The sequence below is a fragment of the Fictibacillus barbaricus genome (assembly GCF_031457135.1).
Taxonomy (GTDB): Bacteria; Bacillota; Bacilli; order Bacillales; family Fictibacillaceae; genus Fictibacillus; species Fictibacillus barbaricus_A.
This window is the reverse complement of sequence record NZ_JAVDWA010000003.1, coordinates 1-18,297: the sequence shown is the minus strand read 5'-3', so window position 1 is coordinate 18,297 and position 18,297 is coordinate 1. Positions and strand designations below refer to the sequence as shown.

23 protein-coding genes and 1 riboswitch are annotated in these 18,297 nt (G+C 38.4%); of the genes, 16 read left to right on the top strand and 7 right to left on the bottom strand.

Annotated features, from left to right (window positions below; translation table 11 throughout):
- Nucleotides 1-28 precede the first annotated feature (28 nt).
- The 3 genes from J2X07_RS09230 (at nucleotide 29) to J2X07_RS09220 (ending at nucleotide 2,104) form a co-directional block, all read left to right on the top strand.
- Nucleotides 29-265, top strand: a complete 237-nt coding sequence (locus J2X07_RS09230) for a YuzB family protein (protein WP_310258238.1) — start codon at nucleotides 29-31, stop codon at nucleotides 263-265.
- Between the two features lie 298 nt (nucleotides 266-563).
- Nucleotides 564-1,739, top strand: coding sequence for a NupC/NupG family nucleoside CNT transporter (locus tag J2X07_RS09225; RefSeq protein WP_310258237.1), 1,176 nt, complete (start codon nucleotides 564-566; stop codon nucleotides 1,737-1,739).
- A gap of 155 nt (nucleotides 1,740-1,894) precedes the next feature.
- Nucleotides 1,895-2,104, top strand: a complete 210-nt coding sequence (locus J2X07_RS09220; RefSeq protein ID WP_310258236.1) for a hypothetical protein — start codon at nucleotides 1,895-1,897, stop codon at nucleotides 2,102-2,104.
- Between the two features lie 64 nt (nucleotides 2,105-2,168).
- Here the strand turns inward: J2X07_RS09220 and J2X07_RS09215 are convergent, their stop codons facing one another.
- Nucleotides 2,169-2,750: an ECF transporter S component gene (locus tag J2X07_RS09215; protein ID WP_310258235.1), complete on the bottom strand. Its 582-nt coding sequence runs from the start codon at nucleotides 2,748-2,750 to the stop codon at nucleotides 2,169-2,171.
- A gap of 190 nt (nucleotides 2,751-2,940) precedes the next feature.
- A riboswitch (FMN riboswitch) is annotated at nucleotides 2,941-3,126 on the bottom strand.
- Nucleotides 3,127-3,224: 98 nt separating this feature from the next.
- Here J2X07_RS09215 and J2X07_RS09210 point away from each other — a divergent pair.
- Nucleotides 3,225-3,467, top strand: coding sequence for a hypothetical protein (locus J2X07_RS09210; RefSeq protein ID WP_310258234.1), 243 nt, complete (start codon nucleotides 3,225-3,227; stop codon nucleotides 3,465-3,467).
- 16 nt (nucleotides 3,468-3,483) lie between these two features.
- Complete coding sequence (gene dapF / locus J2X07_RS09205; protein ID WP_310258233.1) at nucleotides 3,484-4,347, top strand: diaminopimelate epimerase; 864 nt, start codon at nucleotides 3,484-3,486, stop codon at nucleotides 4,345-4,347.
- Between the two features lie 204 nt (nucleotides 4,348-4,551).
- On the opposite strand, the gene mqnE is transcribed toward dapF, so the two are convergent.
- Nucleotides 4,552-5,649 carry an aminofutalosine synthase MqnE gene (mqnE, locus tag J2X07_RS09200; RefSeq protein WP_310258231.1) on the bottom strand — a complete coding sequence of 366 codons (1,098 nt, stop codon included), beginning with the start codon at nucleotides 5,647-5,649 and terminating at the stop codon, nucleotides 4,552-4,554.
- 296 nt (nucleotides 5,650-5,945) lie between these two features.
- Here mqnE and J2X07_RS09195 point away from each other — a divergent pair, with 296 nt between their 5' ends.
- Both J2X07_RS09195 and J2X07_RS09190 read left to right on the top strand, forming a co-directional pair.
- Entirely contained in the window at nucleotides 5,946-6,125 is a 180-nt protein-coding gene (locus J2X07_RS09195; protein ID WP_310258230.1) for an aspartyl-phosphate phosphatase Spo0E family protein, read from the top strand.
- A gap of 82 nt (nucleotides 6,126-6,207) precedes the next feature.
- Entirely contained in the window at nucleotides 6,208-6,564 is a 357-nt protein-coding gene (locus tag J2X07_RS09190) for a HesB/IscA family protein (protein ID WP_310258229.1), read from the top strand.
- Between the two features lie 231 nt (nucleotides 6,565-6,795).
- On the opposite strand, the gene J2X07_RS09185 is transcribed toward J2X07_RS09190, so the two are convergent.
- The 3 genes from J2X07_RS09185 to J2X07_RS09175 all read right to left on the bottom strand — a co-directional run bounded on the left by J2X07_RS09185 (nucleotide 6,796) and on the right by J2X07_RS09175 (nucleotide 8,294).
- A complete protein-coding gene (locus J2X07_RS09185) occupies nucleotides 6,796-6,948 on the bottom strand; it encodes a hypothetical protein (protein WP_310258227.1) in 153 nt (50 codons plus the stop codon).
- A gap of 137 nt (nucleotides 6,949-7,085) precedes the next feature.
- Entirely contained in the window at nucleotides 7,086-7,259 is a 174-nt protein-coding gene (locus J2X07_RS09180) for a hypothetical protein (RefSeq protein WP_310258226.1), read from the bottom strand.
- A 57-nt stretch (nucleotides 7,260-7,316) separates the two neighbouring features.
- Nucleotides 7,317-8,294 carry an NAD(P)/FAD-dependent oxidoreductase gene (locus tag J2X07_RS09175; protein ID WP_310258225.1) on the bottom strand — a complete coding sequence of 326 codons (978 nt, stop codon included), beginning with the start codon at nucleotides 8,292-8,294 and terminating at the stop codon, nucleotides 7,317-7,319.
- Nucleotides 8,295-8,710: 416 nt separating this feature from the next.
- On the opposite strand from J2X07_RS09175, the gene J2X07_RS09170 reads away from it, so the two are divergent.
- The 5 genes from J2X07_RS09170 to J2X07_RS09150 all read left to right on the top strand — a co-directional run bounded on the left by J2X07_RS09170 (nucleotide 8,711) and on the right by J2X07_RS09150 (nucleotide 12,288).
- Nucleotides 8,711-9,910: an NAD(P)/FAD-dependent oxidoreductase gene (locus tag J2X07_RS09170; protein ID WP_310258224.1), complete on the top strand. Its 1,200-nt coding sequence runs from the start codon at nucleotides 8,711-8,713 to the stop codon at nucleotides 9,908-9,910.
- 295 nt (nucleotides 9,911-10,205) lie between these two features.
- Nucleotides 10,206-10,688 (top strand): NUDIX hydrolase, encoded by a 483-nt coding sequence (locus J2X07_RS09165; protein WP_310258221.1) that lies wholly within the window; start codon nucleotides 10,206-10,208, stop codon nucleotides 10,686-10,688.
- Nucleotides 10,689-10,837: 149 nt separating this feature from the next.
- Nucleotides 10,838-10,969, top strand: coding sequence for a YuiA family protein (locus tag J2X07_RS09160; RefSeq protein WP_310258219.1), 132 nt, complete (start codon nucleotides 10,838-10,840; stop codon nucleotides 10,967-10,969).
- An 84-nt stretch (nucleotides 10,970-11,053) separates the two neighbouring features.
- Complete coding sequence (locus J2X07_RS09155) at nucleotides 11,054-11,377, top strand: YuiB family protein (protein WP_310258217.1); 324 nt, start codon at nucleotides 11,054-11,056, stop codon at nucleotides 11,375-11,377.
- A 248-nt stretch (nucleotides 11,378-11,625) separates the two neighbouring features.
- Complete coding sequence (locus J2X07_RS09150; RefSeq protein ID WP_396194117.1) at nucleotides 11,626-12,288, top strand: 3D domain-containing protein; 663 nt, start codon at nucleotides 11,626-11,628, stop codon at nucleotides 12,286-12,288.
- A 38-nt stretch (nucleotides 12,289-12,326) separates the two neighbouring features.
- On the opposite strand, the gene J2X07_RS09145 is transcribed toward J2X07_RS09150, so the two are convergent.
- Both J2X07_RS09145 and J2X07_RS09140 read right to left on the bottom strand, forming a co-directional pair.
- A complete protein-coding gene (locus J2X07_RS09145) occupies nucleotides 12,327-13,157 on the bottom strand; it encodes a cobalamin-binding protein (protein ID WP_310258215.1) in 831 nt (276 codons plus the stop codon).
- 12 nt (nucleotides 13,158-13,169) lie between these two features.
- Nucleotides 13,170-13,652: a divergent PAP2 family protein gene (locus tag J2X07_RS09140; RefSeq protein WP_310258214.1), complete on the bottom strand. Its 483-nt coding sequence runs from the start codon at nucleotides 13,650-13,652 to the stop codon at nucleotides 13,170-13,172.
- A gap of 114 nt (nucleotides 13,653-13,766) precedes the next feature.
- Between J2X07_RS09140 and J2X07_RS09135 the strand changes: the two genes are divergently transcribed.
- From J2X07_RS09135 to J2X07_RS09120, 4 genes are all read left to right on the top strand, one after another.
- Complete coding sequence (locus tag J2X07_RS09135) at nucleotides 13,767-14,144, top strand: DUF309 domain-containing protein (protein WP_310258212.1); 378 nt, start codon at nucleotides 13,767-13,769, stop codon at nucleotides 14,142-14,144.
- A gap of 71 nt (nucleotides 14,145-14,215) precedes the next feature.
- On the top strand, nucleotides 14,216-15,706 hold the full coding sequence (locus J2X07_RS09130) for a leucyl aminopeptidase (protein ID WP_310258210.1): 1,491 nt from the start codon (nucleotides 14,216-14,218) through the stop codon (nucleotides 15,704-15,706).
- A gap of 281 nt (nucleotides 15,707-15,987) precedes the next feature.
- Nucleotides 15,988-17,307, top strand: a complete 1,320-nt coding sequence (locus tag J2X07_RS09125; protein ID WP_310258208.1) for a Na+/H+ antiporter family protein — start codon at nucleotides 15,988-15,990, stop codon at nucleotides 17,305-17,307.
- 565 nt (nucleotides 17,308-17,872) lie between these two features.
- Nucleotides 17,873-18,022: a hypothetical protein gene (locus J2X07_RS09120; protein WP_310258207.1), complete on the top strand. Its 150-nt coding sequence runs from the start codon at nucleotides 17,873-17,875 to the stop codon at nucleotides 18,020-18,022.
- Nucleotides 18,023-18,297: the final 275 nt, after the last annotated feature.

Genomic DNA, 18,297 nt, shown 5'->3' with positions numbered 1-18,297 from the left:
TAGGATGTATTCATCAAGAGGTGAAAAGATGAGACCAATTATTGAATTTTGTGTAAGCAACTTGGCGAGCGGTGCCCAAAAAGCACTTGAAGAGCTGGAAAAAGATTATGATCTTGATGTAATCGAATATGGCTGTCTTGGTTATTGTGGACAGTGTGCCAAATCTTTATTTGCTTTAGTTAATGGGGATATCGTACATGGAGATACTTCAGACGAACTCGTTAAAAACATTTACACTCATATAGAAGAAAATTTTATGTTCTAAAGCGGCTTTCCTTATAAACAGGGGAGCTGCTTTTTTGTGCATTAATATAAAAAGGTGAATCGCGATTGTCTTGCAATTTGATGTGCAAAATTATATTACAGTGTATAGAGAGAAAGTAATTGTAAAAAATAACTAGAATGAAAATCTTGAAAAAGGATTGCATTTTTGTCGAAATTTGTTACATTATTAGAGGGTCAGTCATTCGATGTCTGACGTCTTACTTGAAAGCGCAATCAAGTTTCACTTTACGGAGAAATTTTTAAAATAAATTTTTTCAGGATAATAGGGGGAAAGTAACATGACAATTCTATTTGGAATTTTAGGCATTCTATTGCTTCTTGCAATCGCTTTTATTATGTCTAATGACAAAAAGAACATTAATTTTAAAGCGGTTGTAATTATGATGGCAGTACAGATTGGAATAGCTTATTTCATGCTGAATACTTCTATCGGTAAAACGGTTTTAAATAAAATAGTAAACGGATTTAATAAAGTTCTATCTTTTGGTCATGATGGGATCGCCTTCGTTTTCGGTGATTTAAGTGACAAAAACTATTTCTTTATTAACGTTCTAATGATGATTGTTTTCGTTTCAGCATTGCTCTCCATTTTAACGTATACAAGAATTTTACCTTTAGCTATCAAATATATTGGTGGAGCTGTTGCAAAAGTAACAGGCCTTCCAAAGATTGAATCATTCGTAGCAGTAAACTCAATGGTATTCGGGGATACAACAGCAATTATCTCAGTTAAATCTCAAATACACAAACTATCAGCTAACCGTTTGTTCGTAGTTGTAACATCTTCACTTGTAGCAGTAAGCTGCTCAATCTTAGGTGCTTACATGCAAATGGTACCTGCTGAGTTCGTATTAGTGGCACTTCCGATCAACGTATTCTCTGGTCTTATTCTTTCATCTATTGTAACTCCAGTAACGACGGAAGAAGACGAAGAAATTGATGTTAAAGAAATGATCCCGGAAAAATCATTATTCGAAGCAATTGGTAATGGTGCACTAGACGGAGGTAAAGTTGCCTTAATCGTTGGTGCTATGCTTATTACTTACATCGGATTACTTTCAATGGTTAACTTTGCTTTTGATGCAGCATTTGGTATGACGTTCCAAAGAGTATTAGGGTATGTATTTGCGCCGATCGCTTTCATTATGGGTATTCCTTCTAATGAAATCGTACGAGCAGGTTCTGTAATGGGTACGAAAGTTGCGGCTAATGAGTTCGTAGCGATGCTTGACTTTATGAAAATGATTCCGAAAATGGACCATAAGACAGTTGGTATTGTATCTTCTTTCTTAATTTCATTTGCTAACTTCTCATCAATCGGGATTATCTTAGGAACTGTAAAAGCAATCAACGGTGAAAAAGCTTCTTTGCTTGCAAAGATGGGCTTAAAAGTATTACTTGTAGCAACAATGGGTTCTGTATTAACTGGAACAATCGTAGGACTATTCTTATAAAAAATGATATATACTGTGGATCAGCCCTGTTTCGTTAAACTAACGAGATAGGGCTTTTTTATGCTTTACACATCATGAAAGCCTCTCCAGGTAGATTTTGTAAGTGTAAGTATAGATTTCCGTTTCAGGATGCTCGCTTTCCGCGGGGGTGAGGCTTGGAAGAAGAAAATGTGAAGTCCTGCTCCTGCGTCTGCAAAAAAATCCTGCCGAATATTCAGGTGGCTGGCACACTGATTCCGCAGGACAAGGAAAGCAAAGGCCGCAATATAGCACACGAAGAAAATGTAACTTTTATTTTCGAGGAGTCTCGCACCTTGCACTTCAATCAACTTGTCGGTGATGAGAAAGATGAATACGAGCTATAAGCAGAAAACAATCAAATAAAAAACCGCTGGAATGAACATGCATCCCGGCGGTTTCATTTCTATATTAAGCTTGTTGACTGCTGATTTGTTTGAGTACCCAGGGCTGTAAACGGGTAAACAATGATACGAACAACAAAGTAATAATCGTTCCTTTTATTAAATTAAACGGGGTGATACCTTTCAAGATAAAATCAAGCATCATCTGGCTGGACATTTGTTCTGCCCCAAGGAACCAAGTGTAGGCAGGCAAAATAATGAGGTAATTTAACAGTCCCATCATCAATGTCATAAGAACTGTTCCAGCTATTAATCCGATAGAAAGCTGTTTAACTGTATTTTTGTTTCGGAACATATAAGATACGGGAAGGATAAATAGGGTCCCTGCGATAAAATTAGCTAATTCTCCGACAGGTACACCAGTAAAGCTTCCTACGATTCCGTAATGAAGCATATTTTTGATCGCTTCGACCATTATGCCTGCAGCTGGCCCGAAAATGATTGCTGCCAGCAAGGCTGGAACTTCACTAAAATCAATTTTTAAAAATGCCGGCAGTCCTGGAAACGGAAAATCGAGCATCATGAGCACATAAGCAATCGTGCTCAGCATCGATACGGCTACCATTTGTTTTACTTTTCCCTTTTGCATTGAAATCTCTCCTCTTTTGTCTTGCGCCATCTATGATTTCAAATGCGGTACAGGCTATTTCACACAAAAAAACCTTAGTCTCGAATAGGACTAAGGGAGTTTGTTGAAAAACAGCATATGAAAGAAGCATTTTTTCATTGAAAAATGCAAACTTAAACATAGGCTCTGCAAAAAGCATGAACCGCTGTACCAACATCTTCTCCCATCCAGACTGTACTGTCGGCTCTGGAGTTACACCAGATCAGCAAAGAGATAACATCGAAGTGATGTCCAGCCTCAACAAATTGTTTCGGCATTTCTCAAAGCTCACGGGCTGATGAAGAGGGAATCTTCAATTACCGCCGGTCGGGAATTTCACCCTGCCCCGAAGATGGATCGCTATTGTATTTTATTACATCACCTATTATACTTTAAAAAATACAGAATGTGAATAAAAGAGCAACAGTATACCCTTCCAAATAGAGGATGAAACACATGAAACTAACCTTTGAATATACATGGCCATATGAAAGAATGATGAATGATCTTTATGTTTCTGAATGCCCGTTTTGCAAGGCTTCAAATGTATTGACTAGTTTTAAGGAAGAACAATTAGCCCTTGCCAAAGAGGGAGTGAAACAACGGTTGATCATGCCTTGCTGTCATGGCAAAATGACGATTTTAAATGCTGATGATGATTATTTTTATACAGATGAAAAACTAAGAGCCCGACCTTAAGGAGTAAAGACCCAATATGAAAACTTTGAGATTTACGAAAATGCATGGACTTGGAAACAATTACATTTACGTGAACATGTTTCAAGAAACGATCCTAGAAGGAGATCTAGCGAGTCTGGCTGTGGCAGTTTCGAATCCATATACGGGTATTGGATCAGACGGGTTAATTTTGATTTGTCCTTCTGAAATGGCACCCGTTAAGATGAGGATTTTTAATAATGATGGTTCTGAAGCTAAAAATTGCGGAAACGGTCTCCGTAGTGTAGCCAAATATGCTTACGAAAACAGCATCGTCAATGAAACTGAATTCAAGATTGAGACACTCGGGGGATTAGTAACCGCTAAACTAAGCCTTGATGAAGAGAACAAGGTAAATTCAGTAACAGTAAATATGGGGAATCCCATCCTCGTACCGGATCAAATTCCGGTAAAAGGCTTTTCACATAAAGATACAATCATTGATGAGTCTGTTTCATTCGCAGAAAATGAGCTTAAAATGACAGCTGTTTCCATGGGAAACCCACATGCGGTCTTTTTTGTCGATAATATTGAAGAGGCACCATTACACTCTTTAGGACCCATTATTGAAAAAGACCCTATGTTTCCGGATTGGGTTAATGCAGAGTTTGTTGAGATGGTTTCAGACAAGGAAATGCATTTCCAAGTATGGGAAAGAGGTTCAGGAATTACGCAAGCCTGTGGAACGGGAGCATGTGCAGCGGCAGTCGCAGCCATTTTAAACAAAAAAGCAGAACGGGATACAGATATCACAGTACATTTAGCAGGTGGAGACTTGATTATCAATTGGCATTCAAGTGGGGATGTTTACATGACAGGACCAGCCGAAGTCATTTGTACAGGAGAATATGTCATAAGATAAGGTTTTTAAAAGATTGTTACATTTGGTTCGTATTGATTATTTTCATCATTGTTAGGTTGATTGTAGTGCAAGGTGCGAGACTCCTGCTGGCTCACCGCACACCCTTGGAAAGCGAGCCACTGTAGAGGAAATTAATCTCTTTCAAAAGCAACAAAAACAGCATAAGATAAAAAAGTGCAGGCTGATGTGCCTGCACTTTTTTCTTTAATATTTTTGAATGATATTATAAAACGTATCGCGTTCAACGGGTACTTTATTTGCTGTTTTAATTAAATGTACTAGTTCTTTTCTTGTAATACCAGCAGATGTAAGTGCACCTACAGCATGAGAAATACGTTCTTCTATCAATGTTCCATGAATGTCATCTGAACCGAAAGTTAAGGCCATTTGTGTTAACTGAACACCAATATTGATCCAATAAGCTTTAATATGGTCGAAGTTATCCAGCATTAGACGGCTGATCGCAATCGTTCTCATGTCGTCAAAAGCAGAAGTTCTTCTCATGATCCCCATCGACTGAGATTTAGGCTGCATGGCAAGCGGGATAAATACCATAAATCCATTTGTTGAATCTTGAAGCTGACGCAATCGATCCATATGGATTAGACGCTCTTCTTTCGTATCAATTGAACCATAAAGCATTGTAGCATGCGTTTTAAGTCCAAGACCATGAGCGATTTCGTGTGCTTCAAGCCATTCATCAGTTGAAGCTTTATCAGGACTCATTTTAGCACGATAACGCTCTGTTAAGATTTCTGCACCGCCGCCAGGAAGTGTATCTAATCCAGCTTTGATCAGTTCTTGTAAAACCTCTTTCATTGAAATACCAGCGATTCTAGAAAAGAATTCAATTTCAGCTCCAGTATAGGCTTTTACCGTTACTTGCGGGAAATGTTTTTTAAGCGTTTTAATCGTATTTAAATAATAATCAAAAGGCACTTCGTTATTATGGCCGCCAACAATATGGAATTCACGGATGTTGTCATTCCATCTTTTTTGTACATAATCCAAAAGCTGCTCATCATTCATTGTATATGCGCCATCTTCACCAGGCTTACGCTTAAATCCGCAGAAGCTGCAAGTTGCTTCACATACATTTGTAGGATTGATGTACAGGTTTTCGATAAAATAGACGTGATCGCCGTTTTTTTGTTTATTTACTTCATTTGCAAGACGGGCCACACTTAGTAAATCGTCCGTTTCATATAGGAACAATCCATCTTCAATCGTTAAACGCTCACCGTGTTTAAGTTTTTCAGCGATTGCTTCCATTCTCGTATCTAAAGTTAAAATGTTTGCCATTCTAATCCCCCTAATCTTAAGTGGTCATTTTAAATGTAAAGCGTAGTTCACGCTCTCCTTTTACCATTTTTACACGAATACTATGTAAAATAGGGAAGTTGCTTTTCATAAAAGTATTACATTTCGTTAAGCACCTAAGCGCCTATATCATTATAATCCTATTAGATAATAAGGACAAGGAAAGTCGCCTTTTTGATAATATTATCCAAATACTAAATGGTTTATTGTTTACCAATTGAAATAAATGTAAAATAGATATATATGGGGTTTTATAATGCAGAGTGGAGTGACATGATATGAAAGCCACATCAGAAGCAAAGAAAATTCAAAATATCGAACAACTGGAATCATTACGCAAAAAAATGATACAAACAGCCAATACGTTCGGGATTCATCATCCAATGGTACTGAGTTACAGCAGAAAAATTGATGAAACACATAATAAGATTATGAAACTCCAGCAGACGGAGAAATGAGAGATGTAAAGCCGATTTCTTGAGAAGAAACTTGGTACGAGATATACTAATATTATAATCCTTATAAAAAGGAGTGAACAAAATGATCGTTGAAATTACAGAATCAGCGGCTAGTAAAATCAAAGAGATGCTTGCAGCTGAAGAAGACCAAAACCAATTTCTGCGAGTCGCTGTAAAAGGCGGAGGCTGCAGCGGTTTATCTTATGGACTAGGTTTTGACAGTGATAAAAATGAAAAAGACCAAGAATTTACAATAGAAGGCATTCAAGTAGTTGTGGATGAAGAAAGTGCTAAAGTACTCAAAGGCACTATAGTCGATTTCAAACAAAACATGATGGGCGGAGGATTCACCATTACGAATCCAAATGCCATCGCATCATGCGGCTGCGGATCTTCTTTCCGAACAGCAACAAACGCCGGCGCGCCGGAAGAGTGCTAATTTTAAAAAAGAATGGCCCAGAAAGGCGCTAGCTAGCGGACTTTTTGGGCCATTCTTTTGTTAAATTCAACGAGTTTGGAGCATAATCCACCGGGTCCTCGCTTTAATCCACCGAAATTTACCACTATTCCACCGAATTTTATTCACATACTCCCGAGTTGACAAAAAACGACAACTTTTCTAATAAAGAAAGGCTGATCTAAAATTGGATCAGCCCCTTCGTAAACGTTATTATTTAAACAGCACATATACTCCGATTAAATCCGCAAGTATGGATGCTCCTATAAGTATGTATTTTAGTTTTCCTGTTTGCTTTAATCCTACTGGCATTAAAAAGGTTCCCAAGATAAAGAACACGATGCCTAAAACTAAGTTCCATTCCATAATGGTTTGTTCTCCTTTATAAATGACAAAAATAAAACCCGATGCGCCAACACCGGGTAAATGCTTAAGGTTTCAGCGGCACTTGTCCGCCTCACAAATGATTGTAACAAACATCGAAATGATAATCCATATGGAAATTATTCCAATGTGTTTTTTTCCAATTCAGCCAAAAGTTCCTTAAGTCGCGGCAGCTTCTTTTTTGTATCTTCTAAAAAAGACTCATCTGTTATATGCAGCTGTCCAACAATTTGGCTGATTTCATGCAAGCAATCTGCTGCATGCATTTCCTCTTCGGTAAACTGTCTGTTCAACGTTCATTCTCCTCTCATCTGTGCAATTAAAAAAGCCGGAGTCATCCGGCTTCACTTTTAAAACATACTCGTACTATGCATAGGCTGTGTTTTTGCTTTTGGATCAATGTAGGTTTTGGCGTTGTTTACAGCAGTTGGTGCTTCTCCAAATCCAGATGCGATAAGCTTCACTTTGCCATCATATGAGCAAACATCACCAGCCGCGTAGATTCCTTTAATGTTCGTTTCCATTCTCGAGTTGACAACGATTGAATTTTTCTCGATATCTAAGCCCCATGTTTTAATAGGTCCGAGAGAAGAGACGAAACCATAATTTACAATAACAGCATCTACTTCAATCGTTTCTTTCAAATCTCCGTTTTCTAAAACGACTGCTGAAATATTTTCCCCGTCACCAATCAGTTCAGTGATTTGATAAGGAGTTTTGACAGCCACTTTCGAGTTCATTAATTGTTCAACACTATGCTCATGAGCACGGAATTTGTCTCGGCGGTGTGTTAGCGTTACTTCAGGTGCAATCGGTTCTAACATAAGAGACCAATCGAGTGCTGAATCTCCGCCGCCGCAAACCAATACTCTTTTCCCGGCAAAAGAATTAAGATCATCTACAAAATAATGCAGATTTTTTCCTTCATATTGTTTGGCGGAATCTAGTTCTAAACGGCGAGGCTGGAATGCACCAACTCCAGCAGTTATTAAAACAGCTTTACTATAATGAACTGTTTTATCGGTTGTTAATTCAAAAATGTCTTCTGCCTTTGCTACGTTTTGAACGGATTCTTCTAATACGATGGCAGGATTAAACTGCATCGCTTGTTCTTTTAAATTATTTACAAGATCTTGAGCAAGTACTTTCGGAAAACCCGCTACATCATATATGTATTTTTCTGGATATAAAGCAGAGAGCTGACCGCCAAGCTGCGGCATACTTTCAATAATCTTTACTTTCATTTGTCGCATTCCGCCGTAAAAAGCTGCGAATAAACCTGAAGGGCCGCCCCCGATAATTGTAATATCATAAATTTCTTTTGACATAAAATTCTCACCTCTTCTGTTTTCTGTGGCTGATAAACATATATATGCTCAGACTACGAACACCTTGCATCTCTCATTTTAGATTCTTGATAAAGATAAAAAGTCCTTCTTTTGATTAGTATAATTTGGCAGGAAGAAAGGCTTCGCAACGGCAGCTAGATATCAATAGAAAGCATTGATAAAAGGCAGTGAATTCATTATGAAAAGGAATACTAATCATAACGAAAAAAGGGTTGAAAAAACAAGAAAAAAGGAATAAGATGATTGTGTATGATAAAAAAATGTCGATATTTCGAACATTTTTGTTCTCATTTTATGTCTTTTTACGTGAAATACATCACAATCTTTTCCTTTTCTTCATATTTAATAAAAGAAAAGGTCAAACTAAAAAAAATTAGAACTGGAAGTGAAATTAGATGAGCAAGCCAAAAATTCTTATATTAGGCGGCGGATACGGTGGTATCATGTCAGCTGTTCGTTTACAGAAGGAACTAGGATCTGACGAAGCAGAAATTACATTGGTAAACAAACATAATTACCACTACCAAACAACATGGCTTCATGAAAATGCAGCAGGTACGCTTCACCATGATAAAACACGTATCATGATTGATAACATCATCGATATGAACAAAGTTAATTTTGTTCAAGATTCTGTTGTTGAAATTAAGAAAGACGAAAAGCGTGTTATTTTAGAAAATGCTGAATTAACTTATGACTACTTAATTATCGCATTAGGATCTGATCCTGAAACTTTCGGAATTCAAGGCCTTAAAGAAAATGCGTTCAGCATCCGAAGCATTAACTCTGTACGAAAAATCCGTGAGCACATCGATTATTCTTTCGCTCGTTACAATAACGAAGGTCAAAAAGATGAGCTTATTACGATTATCGTAGGTGGAGCAGGATTTACAGGAATCGAATTCGTAGGTGAACTAGCTGACCGTGTTCCTGAACTTTGCCGTGAATATGATATTCCTCGTGAAAAAGTACGTGTTGTAAATATTGAAGCAGCACCAACCGTTCTTCCTGGTTTTGATGAAGAATTAGTGGAATATGCAATTAACAACCTTGAGCGTCGTGGAATCGAGTTCCTTGTAAACACGCCAATTAAAGAGTGTCATCCTGACGGAGTAGTTTTAGCGAATGGTGATGAGATTAAAGCATCAACAATCGTTTGGACTGGTGGAGTTCGCGGAAACCACTTAGTGGAAGAAGCTGGATTCGAAACAATGCGTGGACGTGTTAAAGTGGATAAAGATCTTCGTATGCCAGGATATGATTATATTTTTGTTGCAGGTGACTGTGCACTGATCATTGACGAAGCGGCTAACAGACCATATCCTCCAACAGCACAAATTGCGATCCAACAAGCTTACACAATCGGACGCAACATTAAAGCATTAATGAACGGCGGGAAAATGGAAGAGTTCAAGCCGGACATTAAAGGTACTGTTGCATCACTAGGTAAAGGTGAAGCAATCGGTAAAGTTGGTAACAAAAAGCTATTTGGTGCAACGGCATCAGCTATGAAAAAAGTAATCGATAACCGTTACCTTTTCTTAATCGGCGGCGTGCCAATGGTTATTAAAAAAGGTAAATTAAAACTATTTTAATCAAAAATGATACACTAAGGACAGAGGCGTAGAGCTTCTGTCCTTATTTTTTTTGACAGTTTCATTTGCTCATATTGATTTATTTTCTTCATTGACACGTTGATTGGAGCGCAAGGTGCGAGACTCCTGCGGGATTAGCGGGACAGGTGAGACACCCTTCAGGCGCAAAGTGCCAAGGTGGCTCACCGCCCGCCCCGCGGAAAGCGAGCATCCTGTAGTGTAAATCAACCACCTTCAAGAGCTACAAAGATTGTGAAAACAGAACTTTATTTAAATAGAAGGAGCGAGCAGAACCATGACAAAAAAAGACAGAGGAACAGTTTGGCTGGCTGCTGCTGGTCTTTTAATAGATGAAGACGGAAAGTGGCTTGTTGTTAAAAAGAAATACGGCGGGTTAAAAGGAAAGTGGTCGATTCCTGCAGGTTTTGTTGAGGCAGGCGAAACCGTCGATGAGGCAGCGGTCAGGGAAGTTTTTGAAGAGACAGGAATTTTAGGTGAAGTTGTATCTGTTTTAGGTATTCGGACAGGCGTAATCAAAGAAACAACCAGCGACAATATGATTGTATTTTTATTGAAAAAGAAGAGCGGCGCGTTAATGCCGGCTGAAGGAGAAATCGAAAATGCTTCTTTCTTAACTCCTGAAGAGCTAAAGAAAGATCCTGAAACCTCATTAATGGTTCACTTCTTTATGAATCAAAAAGACAAAGTCATGAATGATGGAATTAACCCTGGAGACATTTTTGGATACACTTCGTATAAAATATTTGATATGAGATGAAAATGTACGAAATATTCTGATAATTTAAGAATGTGACTGATGTTTACGCTTACATGAGCTTATTTAGCTTCAAAATCGGTTTTTCAATACGTGTAATCCTTGTTATTATTATCTGAAAATTTAAATAAAAAACAAGGGAGTGTTACAACATGAGAAAACATGCGATTCAGAAAAAGCATGATCAATGTCCATATTGTGATGGTAAAGGGTATTTTCAACTCTTGCTTGGAGGATCTGAAACGTGTGTGGAGTGCTCAGGAAGCGGTAAAAAAAGAGCTTAAAACATGTAATAACGCTCTCACAGGAATTGACGGAAATCCCCCCGTTTAGTACACTAACGAAAGATAAATGGGGGGGTCAACATCATGGATTTACTTTTACCACAAGTAATTATTTCTATGTTGCTTTTTATGGTTCTGTTTTTTGGAATCGGATTCTTGTTTAACATGCTTCTTCGCGCCACATGGTTTATGGCTATTTTATATCCGGTAGTTGTCGTATTAATTGTGGATAAAATCAGGTTTTTTGAGTATTTTACAAAACCGGGTTCAAGCTTTCGATTACTTGGCCACGACTTAATGAACTTGTCACCATCGGATATCACAATATTAACTTGCGGATTTATTGGAGCTCTTCTTGCAGGGGCTGCTATTAAAATGCTTCGTGTCCGCGGTTATCAAATGTTCTAGAAAAGCCCTCTAATAAGGGCTTTTTTTACTATCAGATAAAGTATAACTTGATAGCAGGGGGATTATCGACGCAGTAACAAGTTAAGGTCGATAATATAAGTGCAACTAAGACTGACGAATATGTCTTGGCTTCCGTTAGTCAAGTTTTCTTTATCGTGTGTGTCCATTCAACTTCCATAAAAAATGTATACTTGTTTTCCTCTCTGGGAAGGAATAGAGAGGAGAGGAGTGCACATTTTTTGCTAAAAATTAGAACCTTTGCAAAAAGAGCCGTTTTCACACTGCTATTTGTTTGTGCTGTCTTTACAACATTTCGTTCCATATCTGGAGTCGAAGCAGAGGATATTGCAAATTGGATTGATCAGAAACAGCCCCAAAACAATTTGATAGATCATGCATTAAAGACGATCTCAGAAACATTGAAGTCACTGCCATCCCTGGAAAACATCAATTTGGAAACAGCCGAAATCGAACAGCCTAAAAAGCTTGAAGATACGATTGATAAAAATCGATATCCTTCCATCATGGTAACAGCTACTGGCTACACCGCTGGCAAGGAGAGTACGGGAAAGGTAAAAACGCATCCAGCTTACGGAATAACAAAATCAGGTGTGAAAGTAAAGAGGGATATTTATTCTACAATTGCTGCGGACACAACGGTGTTTCCAATCGGTACCGTTCTTTTTATTCCAGATTACGGATATGGGGTAGTAGCTGATACGGGTTCTGCAATCAAGGGAAATCGAATCGATCTTTATTACAATACGGTAGAAGAAGTTTATGAAAAATGGGGCAAGAAAACCTTAAAGGTTTATATAATAGAACGCGGTGATGGTAAGTTTACAGAGTCTAAGCTTAAACAGCTCAATGACACGAAATCATTGCAAGTGTTCAGACAGCAGCTTTTATAATAAAAATAAAAGCTACATAAATAAGAAAAAGCTTCAGGTTACAATTCCTGAAGCTTTTTTATGTATTTCTCTTCATCACTTGATTTAAATTCAGGGTATCGATCTGGATGAACAAGAGAAGCTAGTCTTTTTAAACCAAAGATCAGCCGAGGGGAAGGTCTGCAAAAGAGCGCTTCTTCCAGCTTTACGATCTCGGTATTCATTTCTTTTTCAAGTACGCCCCAACCAGCCCGTTTTCTTATATGTTCAGGCTGCATTTTTGCAGTTTTCACACCAACCCAAACCATTCCGATTATATCCGGCTGGCGGCTTACAACATCTTCCCATGTTGTTTGCACACTTGCGAGTTCAACATCCCAAAATATGTTTCTGCAGCCGGCGAGTTCTGCTATTTCAGTTAGCCAATTTGTTTTGCCAGGTGTGAAAATAGGTTTTGGCCACCATTCAAAATAAATTTTTTTCTGACGGTGTAAGGATTGGCTGACGGTTCGATAGTAATTGATTTCATCATTCATCCACCGAACAGCATGCTCCGCTTGAGGCATTGCATTTGTTCTCTTTCCAAGGTCCAGTAAATCCTTCTGAATATCTGTTAATGACTGAGGATTGTAAACGACGTGCGGAATGTTGCGAGACTCCAGTCCATCAATGTTTTTCTCCATGCCAGGAACACTTAGTGACGCTATAACTAAATCCGGCTTCAGTGCTTCTACCTTATCCATATCAATCGATAAATCAGGACCAAGCCTTGTAAGGTGCTGAATTTCATGCGGCCAATCAGAAAAATCATCTACGCCTATTAATGAATGAGTTAAACCTAAAAAATGTATAAGTTCTGTATTGCTCGGACAGATTGAGATGAGTTTCAATAATAGATCCTCCTATGCTAACAACAACCACGAAAGAAGCAAGGTTTGAAGTATGCCAAGCAATCCTCCAAAGAAGACTTCACTTGGCCGGTGTCCAAGAAGTTCTTTCAATTCTTTTCTTTGCTCTTCAACCTTTTTTTGCTTAAATTGATCGGTCTCTCTAACGTGATCTCTAAATTCTTCTACTAAGTCATTCAATACAGCAGCTTGTTCTCCTGCATGCCAGCGAATCCCTTTCGCATCATACATAACGATAATAGCAAACATCGTGGCAATCGCAAATAAAGTAGAGTTTATTCCGTGTTCAGCACCTACAGCTGTAGCTAATGATGTAACGGAAGCAGAGTGGGAGCTGGGCATTCCGCCTGTACTGAAAAATAATTCCCATTTTACTTTTTTAGTTTGAATGTAATGGATGGGGATTTTTATAAACTGTGCTGTGAATACGCCTAATAATGCAGCGATTAATGGGAAGTTGAATATAAGATTAGACATGAATGAATTCCTCTCATTGTGGTGGTTTTTAGTATGGCTGTTTTAACTAGTTGTTACCCGATTTGAAAGAGCTTCAATCTTTGGTAACATGAAAAGAGGAGGGGGATTATCGATATGGAATTTTTTCCTCAAGATTATTATGAGTTCTTTGTGGTGTTTAATGATGGTGATTATTATACGGGTCACGACTTGTTAGAAGCGGTTTGGCTTACCGATCGCAGCAACTTGTTTATAAAAGGCTTACTTCAGATGACAGTCGCTTTGTATCACTACGAGTATGGAAATGTAAAAGGAGCTCGTGAAATGATGAGAGTAGCTAAACAGTATTTAACTCCGTACCAGCCCAGTCATTGGCAGCTGGATCTTATACCCGTTCTTCATTTTATTGAGCACTGCTTATCTTTAATGCCACTGCATATCGATAAAGTAGATTTTTCTGAAGCTCATAAATTACTCACCTTACCTAGACTCTTTATCAATTTAATGGAATAAATAGATATGAATTCGAAATATTCTAATAGAAAGAGTATAATCATTATAGGAAAATAAAAGGGGGAACTTTCATGTTTACGATTAAACAACATTGGGATACAAAAGAGCAACAAGAAGTCCTACTGGTCGGTTTATTTCAAGAACCTAAATTTTCAGGTGTAATGACTGATATAGATCAAGGTTTGCAAGGAAACTTACTTGAACTTATTAAAGATGGAGATATTTCAAACAAACCTAAAAGCATAAAAAAGCTGAATACGTTAAACAAAATAGGAACCAAACGAATTTATTTTGCGGGTTTAGGCAAACGTGAAGACGTAACTTACGAAAAAATTCGAAATACGTTCGGCAGAGCCGTCCAGGAAATTTCCAAAGAAAAGAAAACGCATTTCGCTGTTTTATTGGATACATTCCTGACTGATCAACTTTCTGTTGAAAAGACAGCACATGCTTTTAGTGAAGCGGCAGGCACGGCTGTCTATCAATTCGAAAACTATAAAAAGAAATCAAATGAACCTGATAAAAAGCTAGAGCAAGTGACGGTTTATACTGAAAAAAATGAAGCTGAAGCTGGATTAACTAGCGGCTATGCTTATGCGAAGGGCATCAATTTTGCGCGTGATCTTGTAAATACGCCAGGTAATCTTTTAACACCTGTCGACCTTGCTGCAGAAGCGATTGATACTGCGCTTGAGTATGGGATGGAATACGAGATTCTTGAAAAGGAAGACATGGAAAGACTCGGCATGGGAGCCATTCTTGCTGTAAGTCAAGGATCTGACCAGCCTCCTAAAATGATTACGGTTAAATACCAAGGGAGAAAAACGTGTGACTCCGTTGTTGCTTTAGTTGGAAAAGGCTTAACATTTGATGCGGGTGGCTATTCAATCAAGCCTGCGGCAAACATGCATGAAATGAAAAGTGATATGGGCGGCAGTGCAGCTGTTTTAGGTGCGATGGAAGCAGTTGGCCGTCTAAAGCCAGAAGTGAATATATTGTTTGTGATTCCTTCTTCCGAAAACTTGATTAACGGGGCTGCGATGAAGCCAGGAGATGTGATCACGTCATTAAGCGGTAAAACGATTGAAGTAAGAAATACAGATGCAGAAGGCCGTCTGATTTTAGCAGATGCGATAACTTATGCCAAAGAGCAAGGCGCAGAATTTATCGTAGATGTTGCAACATTAACAGGCGGAGTGCTCGTTGCACTTGGAGATTGTACAACAGGCGCACTGACAAACGACGAAGTTTTTTATGGAAAGATGAAGCAATCTGCTGAAGAAGAAGCAGAACTGTTATGGCTGCTGCCAAGTTTTCAACCGTACAAAGATATGCTCAAGTCAAGTGATGTTGCCGATTTAAACAACTCTACTGGAAGACTTGGTCATGCCATTACCGGAGGATTATTCGTTGGTGAATTTGCTGAAAAAACACCATGGGTCCACTTAGATATCGCAGGCACAGCTTATAGCTCCAGAAGCTCTGAACTAGGACCAAGAGGAGCAACTGGTGTGATGGTGCGGACGTTAACAAACTTTGTCAGAAACTTTAAAGCAGAATAGATTGTACCATGATGGGTGATCCGATGTTTTGGATCATCCTTTTTTATTATGAACTCATCCTCAAAAGTGTTGATTGAAGAAACGGCAGTATTAAGGCTTCCTCATTCACGGCTATCATTTATATCACATCCCCAAAAATCCATTATGAAGGCGTTTTCCCCTCATCATTGTCCAAATGGCATGCTTGACACACATTTTGTTCCATGGTAATTTGTTAAAGGTTTAACTAATTAGTGATTTACCGAAATGAAGTGTTAAAGAGATTTTGAGGGGGAAATAGAATGAATGCTGTAGTATTAGCGGTTGCTGTAATGCTAGTACTTAGCCTTTTACGTATACATGTCGTTATCGCTCTTCTTATAGGATCTGTAACGGGTGGTTTAGTTGCAGGCATGGGATTAACTGAAACGATTGAAGTATTTACAGAAGGATTAGGTTCAAATGCAGTAATTGCGTTAAGTTACGCTTTATTAGGAAGTTTTGCAGTAGCATTATCACGTACAGGACTTCCAGAGTTAATGGTTAGTAAAGCCATCCTGCTCGTTGGAAAAGAAGGAGAAACGAGAAAGAAATCCTTATCGAAAGTTTTGATCTTATTTGTTATTTTAATGATTTCAAGTTTCTCACAAAATTTAATTCCGGTTCACATTGCCATTATTCCTATTTTTATTCCACCGCTAATAACCGTTTTAAATGAGCTGGAAATAGATAGACGTCTAGTTGCTACGGTTATTACATTCGGATTAATTACACCTTACATGTGGTTTCCAGTTGGATTCGGGAGCATCTTTCACGAAATTTTACAAACCAATATGAAAGATAGTGGAATGACCGTAAAATTGGATCAGATTCCATCAGCCATGACGATCCCGTCTATGGGAATGATTGTCGGGCTATTGTTTGCTATCTTTATTTCTTATCGAAAACCGAGAACGTATAAAAATCAATCCATTGGTACAACAAATACACCAAAAGCAACTTATACGAAGCGGTCAATCATCGTAGCTATTTTGGGGATCGCCGCAACACTTATTGTTCAGCTTCAAACAGACTCTATGATCTTCGGAGCACTTTCAGGCATTATCGTTCTTTATTTTAGCGGAACTTTAAAACTCTCTTCATCTGATCAAATCTTAACTGAAGGGATGAAGATGATGTCGTTTATTGGTTTTGTGATGATTTCTGCAGCAGGTTTTGCTGCCGTTATGCGCAAAACAGGTGATGTAAAATCATTAGTAGAAAACAGTGCAGCATTTATCGGGAATTCACCGGCACTTGGAGTTCTCTTAATGCTAGTGATCGGGTTGCTTGTTACGATGGGAATCGGATCTTCGTTTTCTACGATTCCAATTATCACGACCATCTTTGTTCCTTTATCCGCTGAACTTGGCTTAAGTGCCATGGCGACAATTGCCGTAATCGGAACAGCTGCAGCGCTAGGGGATGCCGGTTCACCAGCGTCAGATTCAACGCTTGGTCCAACATCCGGACTGAATGTGGACAACCAGCACAATCATATTTGGGATACGTGTGTTCCAACGTTTCTGCATTACAACATCCCTTTGATTGTTTTTGGCTTTATCGCAGCGATGATTATATAAGGCAACAGAAAGCAAGCATACTAAAACAAAGATCAACTGCTCTCAAAACAACAAGGATTGCGAAAAAAGCGTAAATAAAGATATTAAAATAGCCGTTTCAACAGCTAAGCTGATGGAGCGGCTTTTTGTTTTGAGCCGTTCATTTAAATGGAATGACTTGAAACTTTCATTAATTCATTAGCGTCAAAGTAGTTGAGGAGGGATGAGATGAAGAAAATATTCCTTTTTTAATACTGATTGTTGCAATAAGCGGCTGTGGATTTTCAAAACCAAAAATATCCGAAGAACAGGCAAAATCAGTTGTAATCAAACAACACTCTGGCAATATAGGTAAGATTAAAATACGATCAGTAAATCACAAATATAATGAGTACAAAATTAAATGGGATAACAAAGAAAATTGTGAGAGCGGCACAGACTACGTAGACGATAAGAGTGGCAAAATTAAATGGGCTCAAGGTTCAATTTGTTAACACCGGTAAACTCCTATCACTAAAATAAACACGGTAAAACGGAGCCTAATTTTTTAGAAATTACACATCCTAATGGTAAGGAGGGATTTGTAATGGCTAAAAGAAAACATGCTGTAGATGCAGCAAAAAGAAATAATCAAACACCGACTGAAAGCATGGCAAACGTTGAGTTTTCTACTGAAACTTTTGCAGATGAAATACCAAAAAGAGATACGCAAAGCCCGCGTTCTAAAGGGAAGTAATAAAAGCTTGTAAAGTATATGATTGTTGTTGGGTATAACAAAGGCTAGATTAAAAATTGGTCTTTTTAGAGATGAAAATTCCTGAGAAGCCCAATTATTTGCTCTAAAGTTAAACAAGAATCGTTTTTGAAGCGCGTTCAGCGGCATTTATGCCTGCTGAACGCGCGCCATACAAAAAATACGCGCGCCATACAAAAAATACGCGCGCCATACAAAAAATACGCGCGCCATACAAAAAATACGCGCGCCATACAAAAAATACGCGCGCCATACAA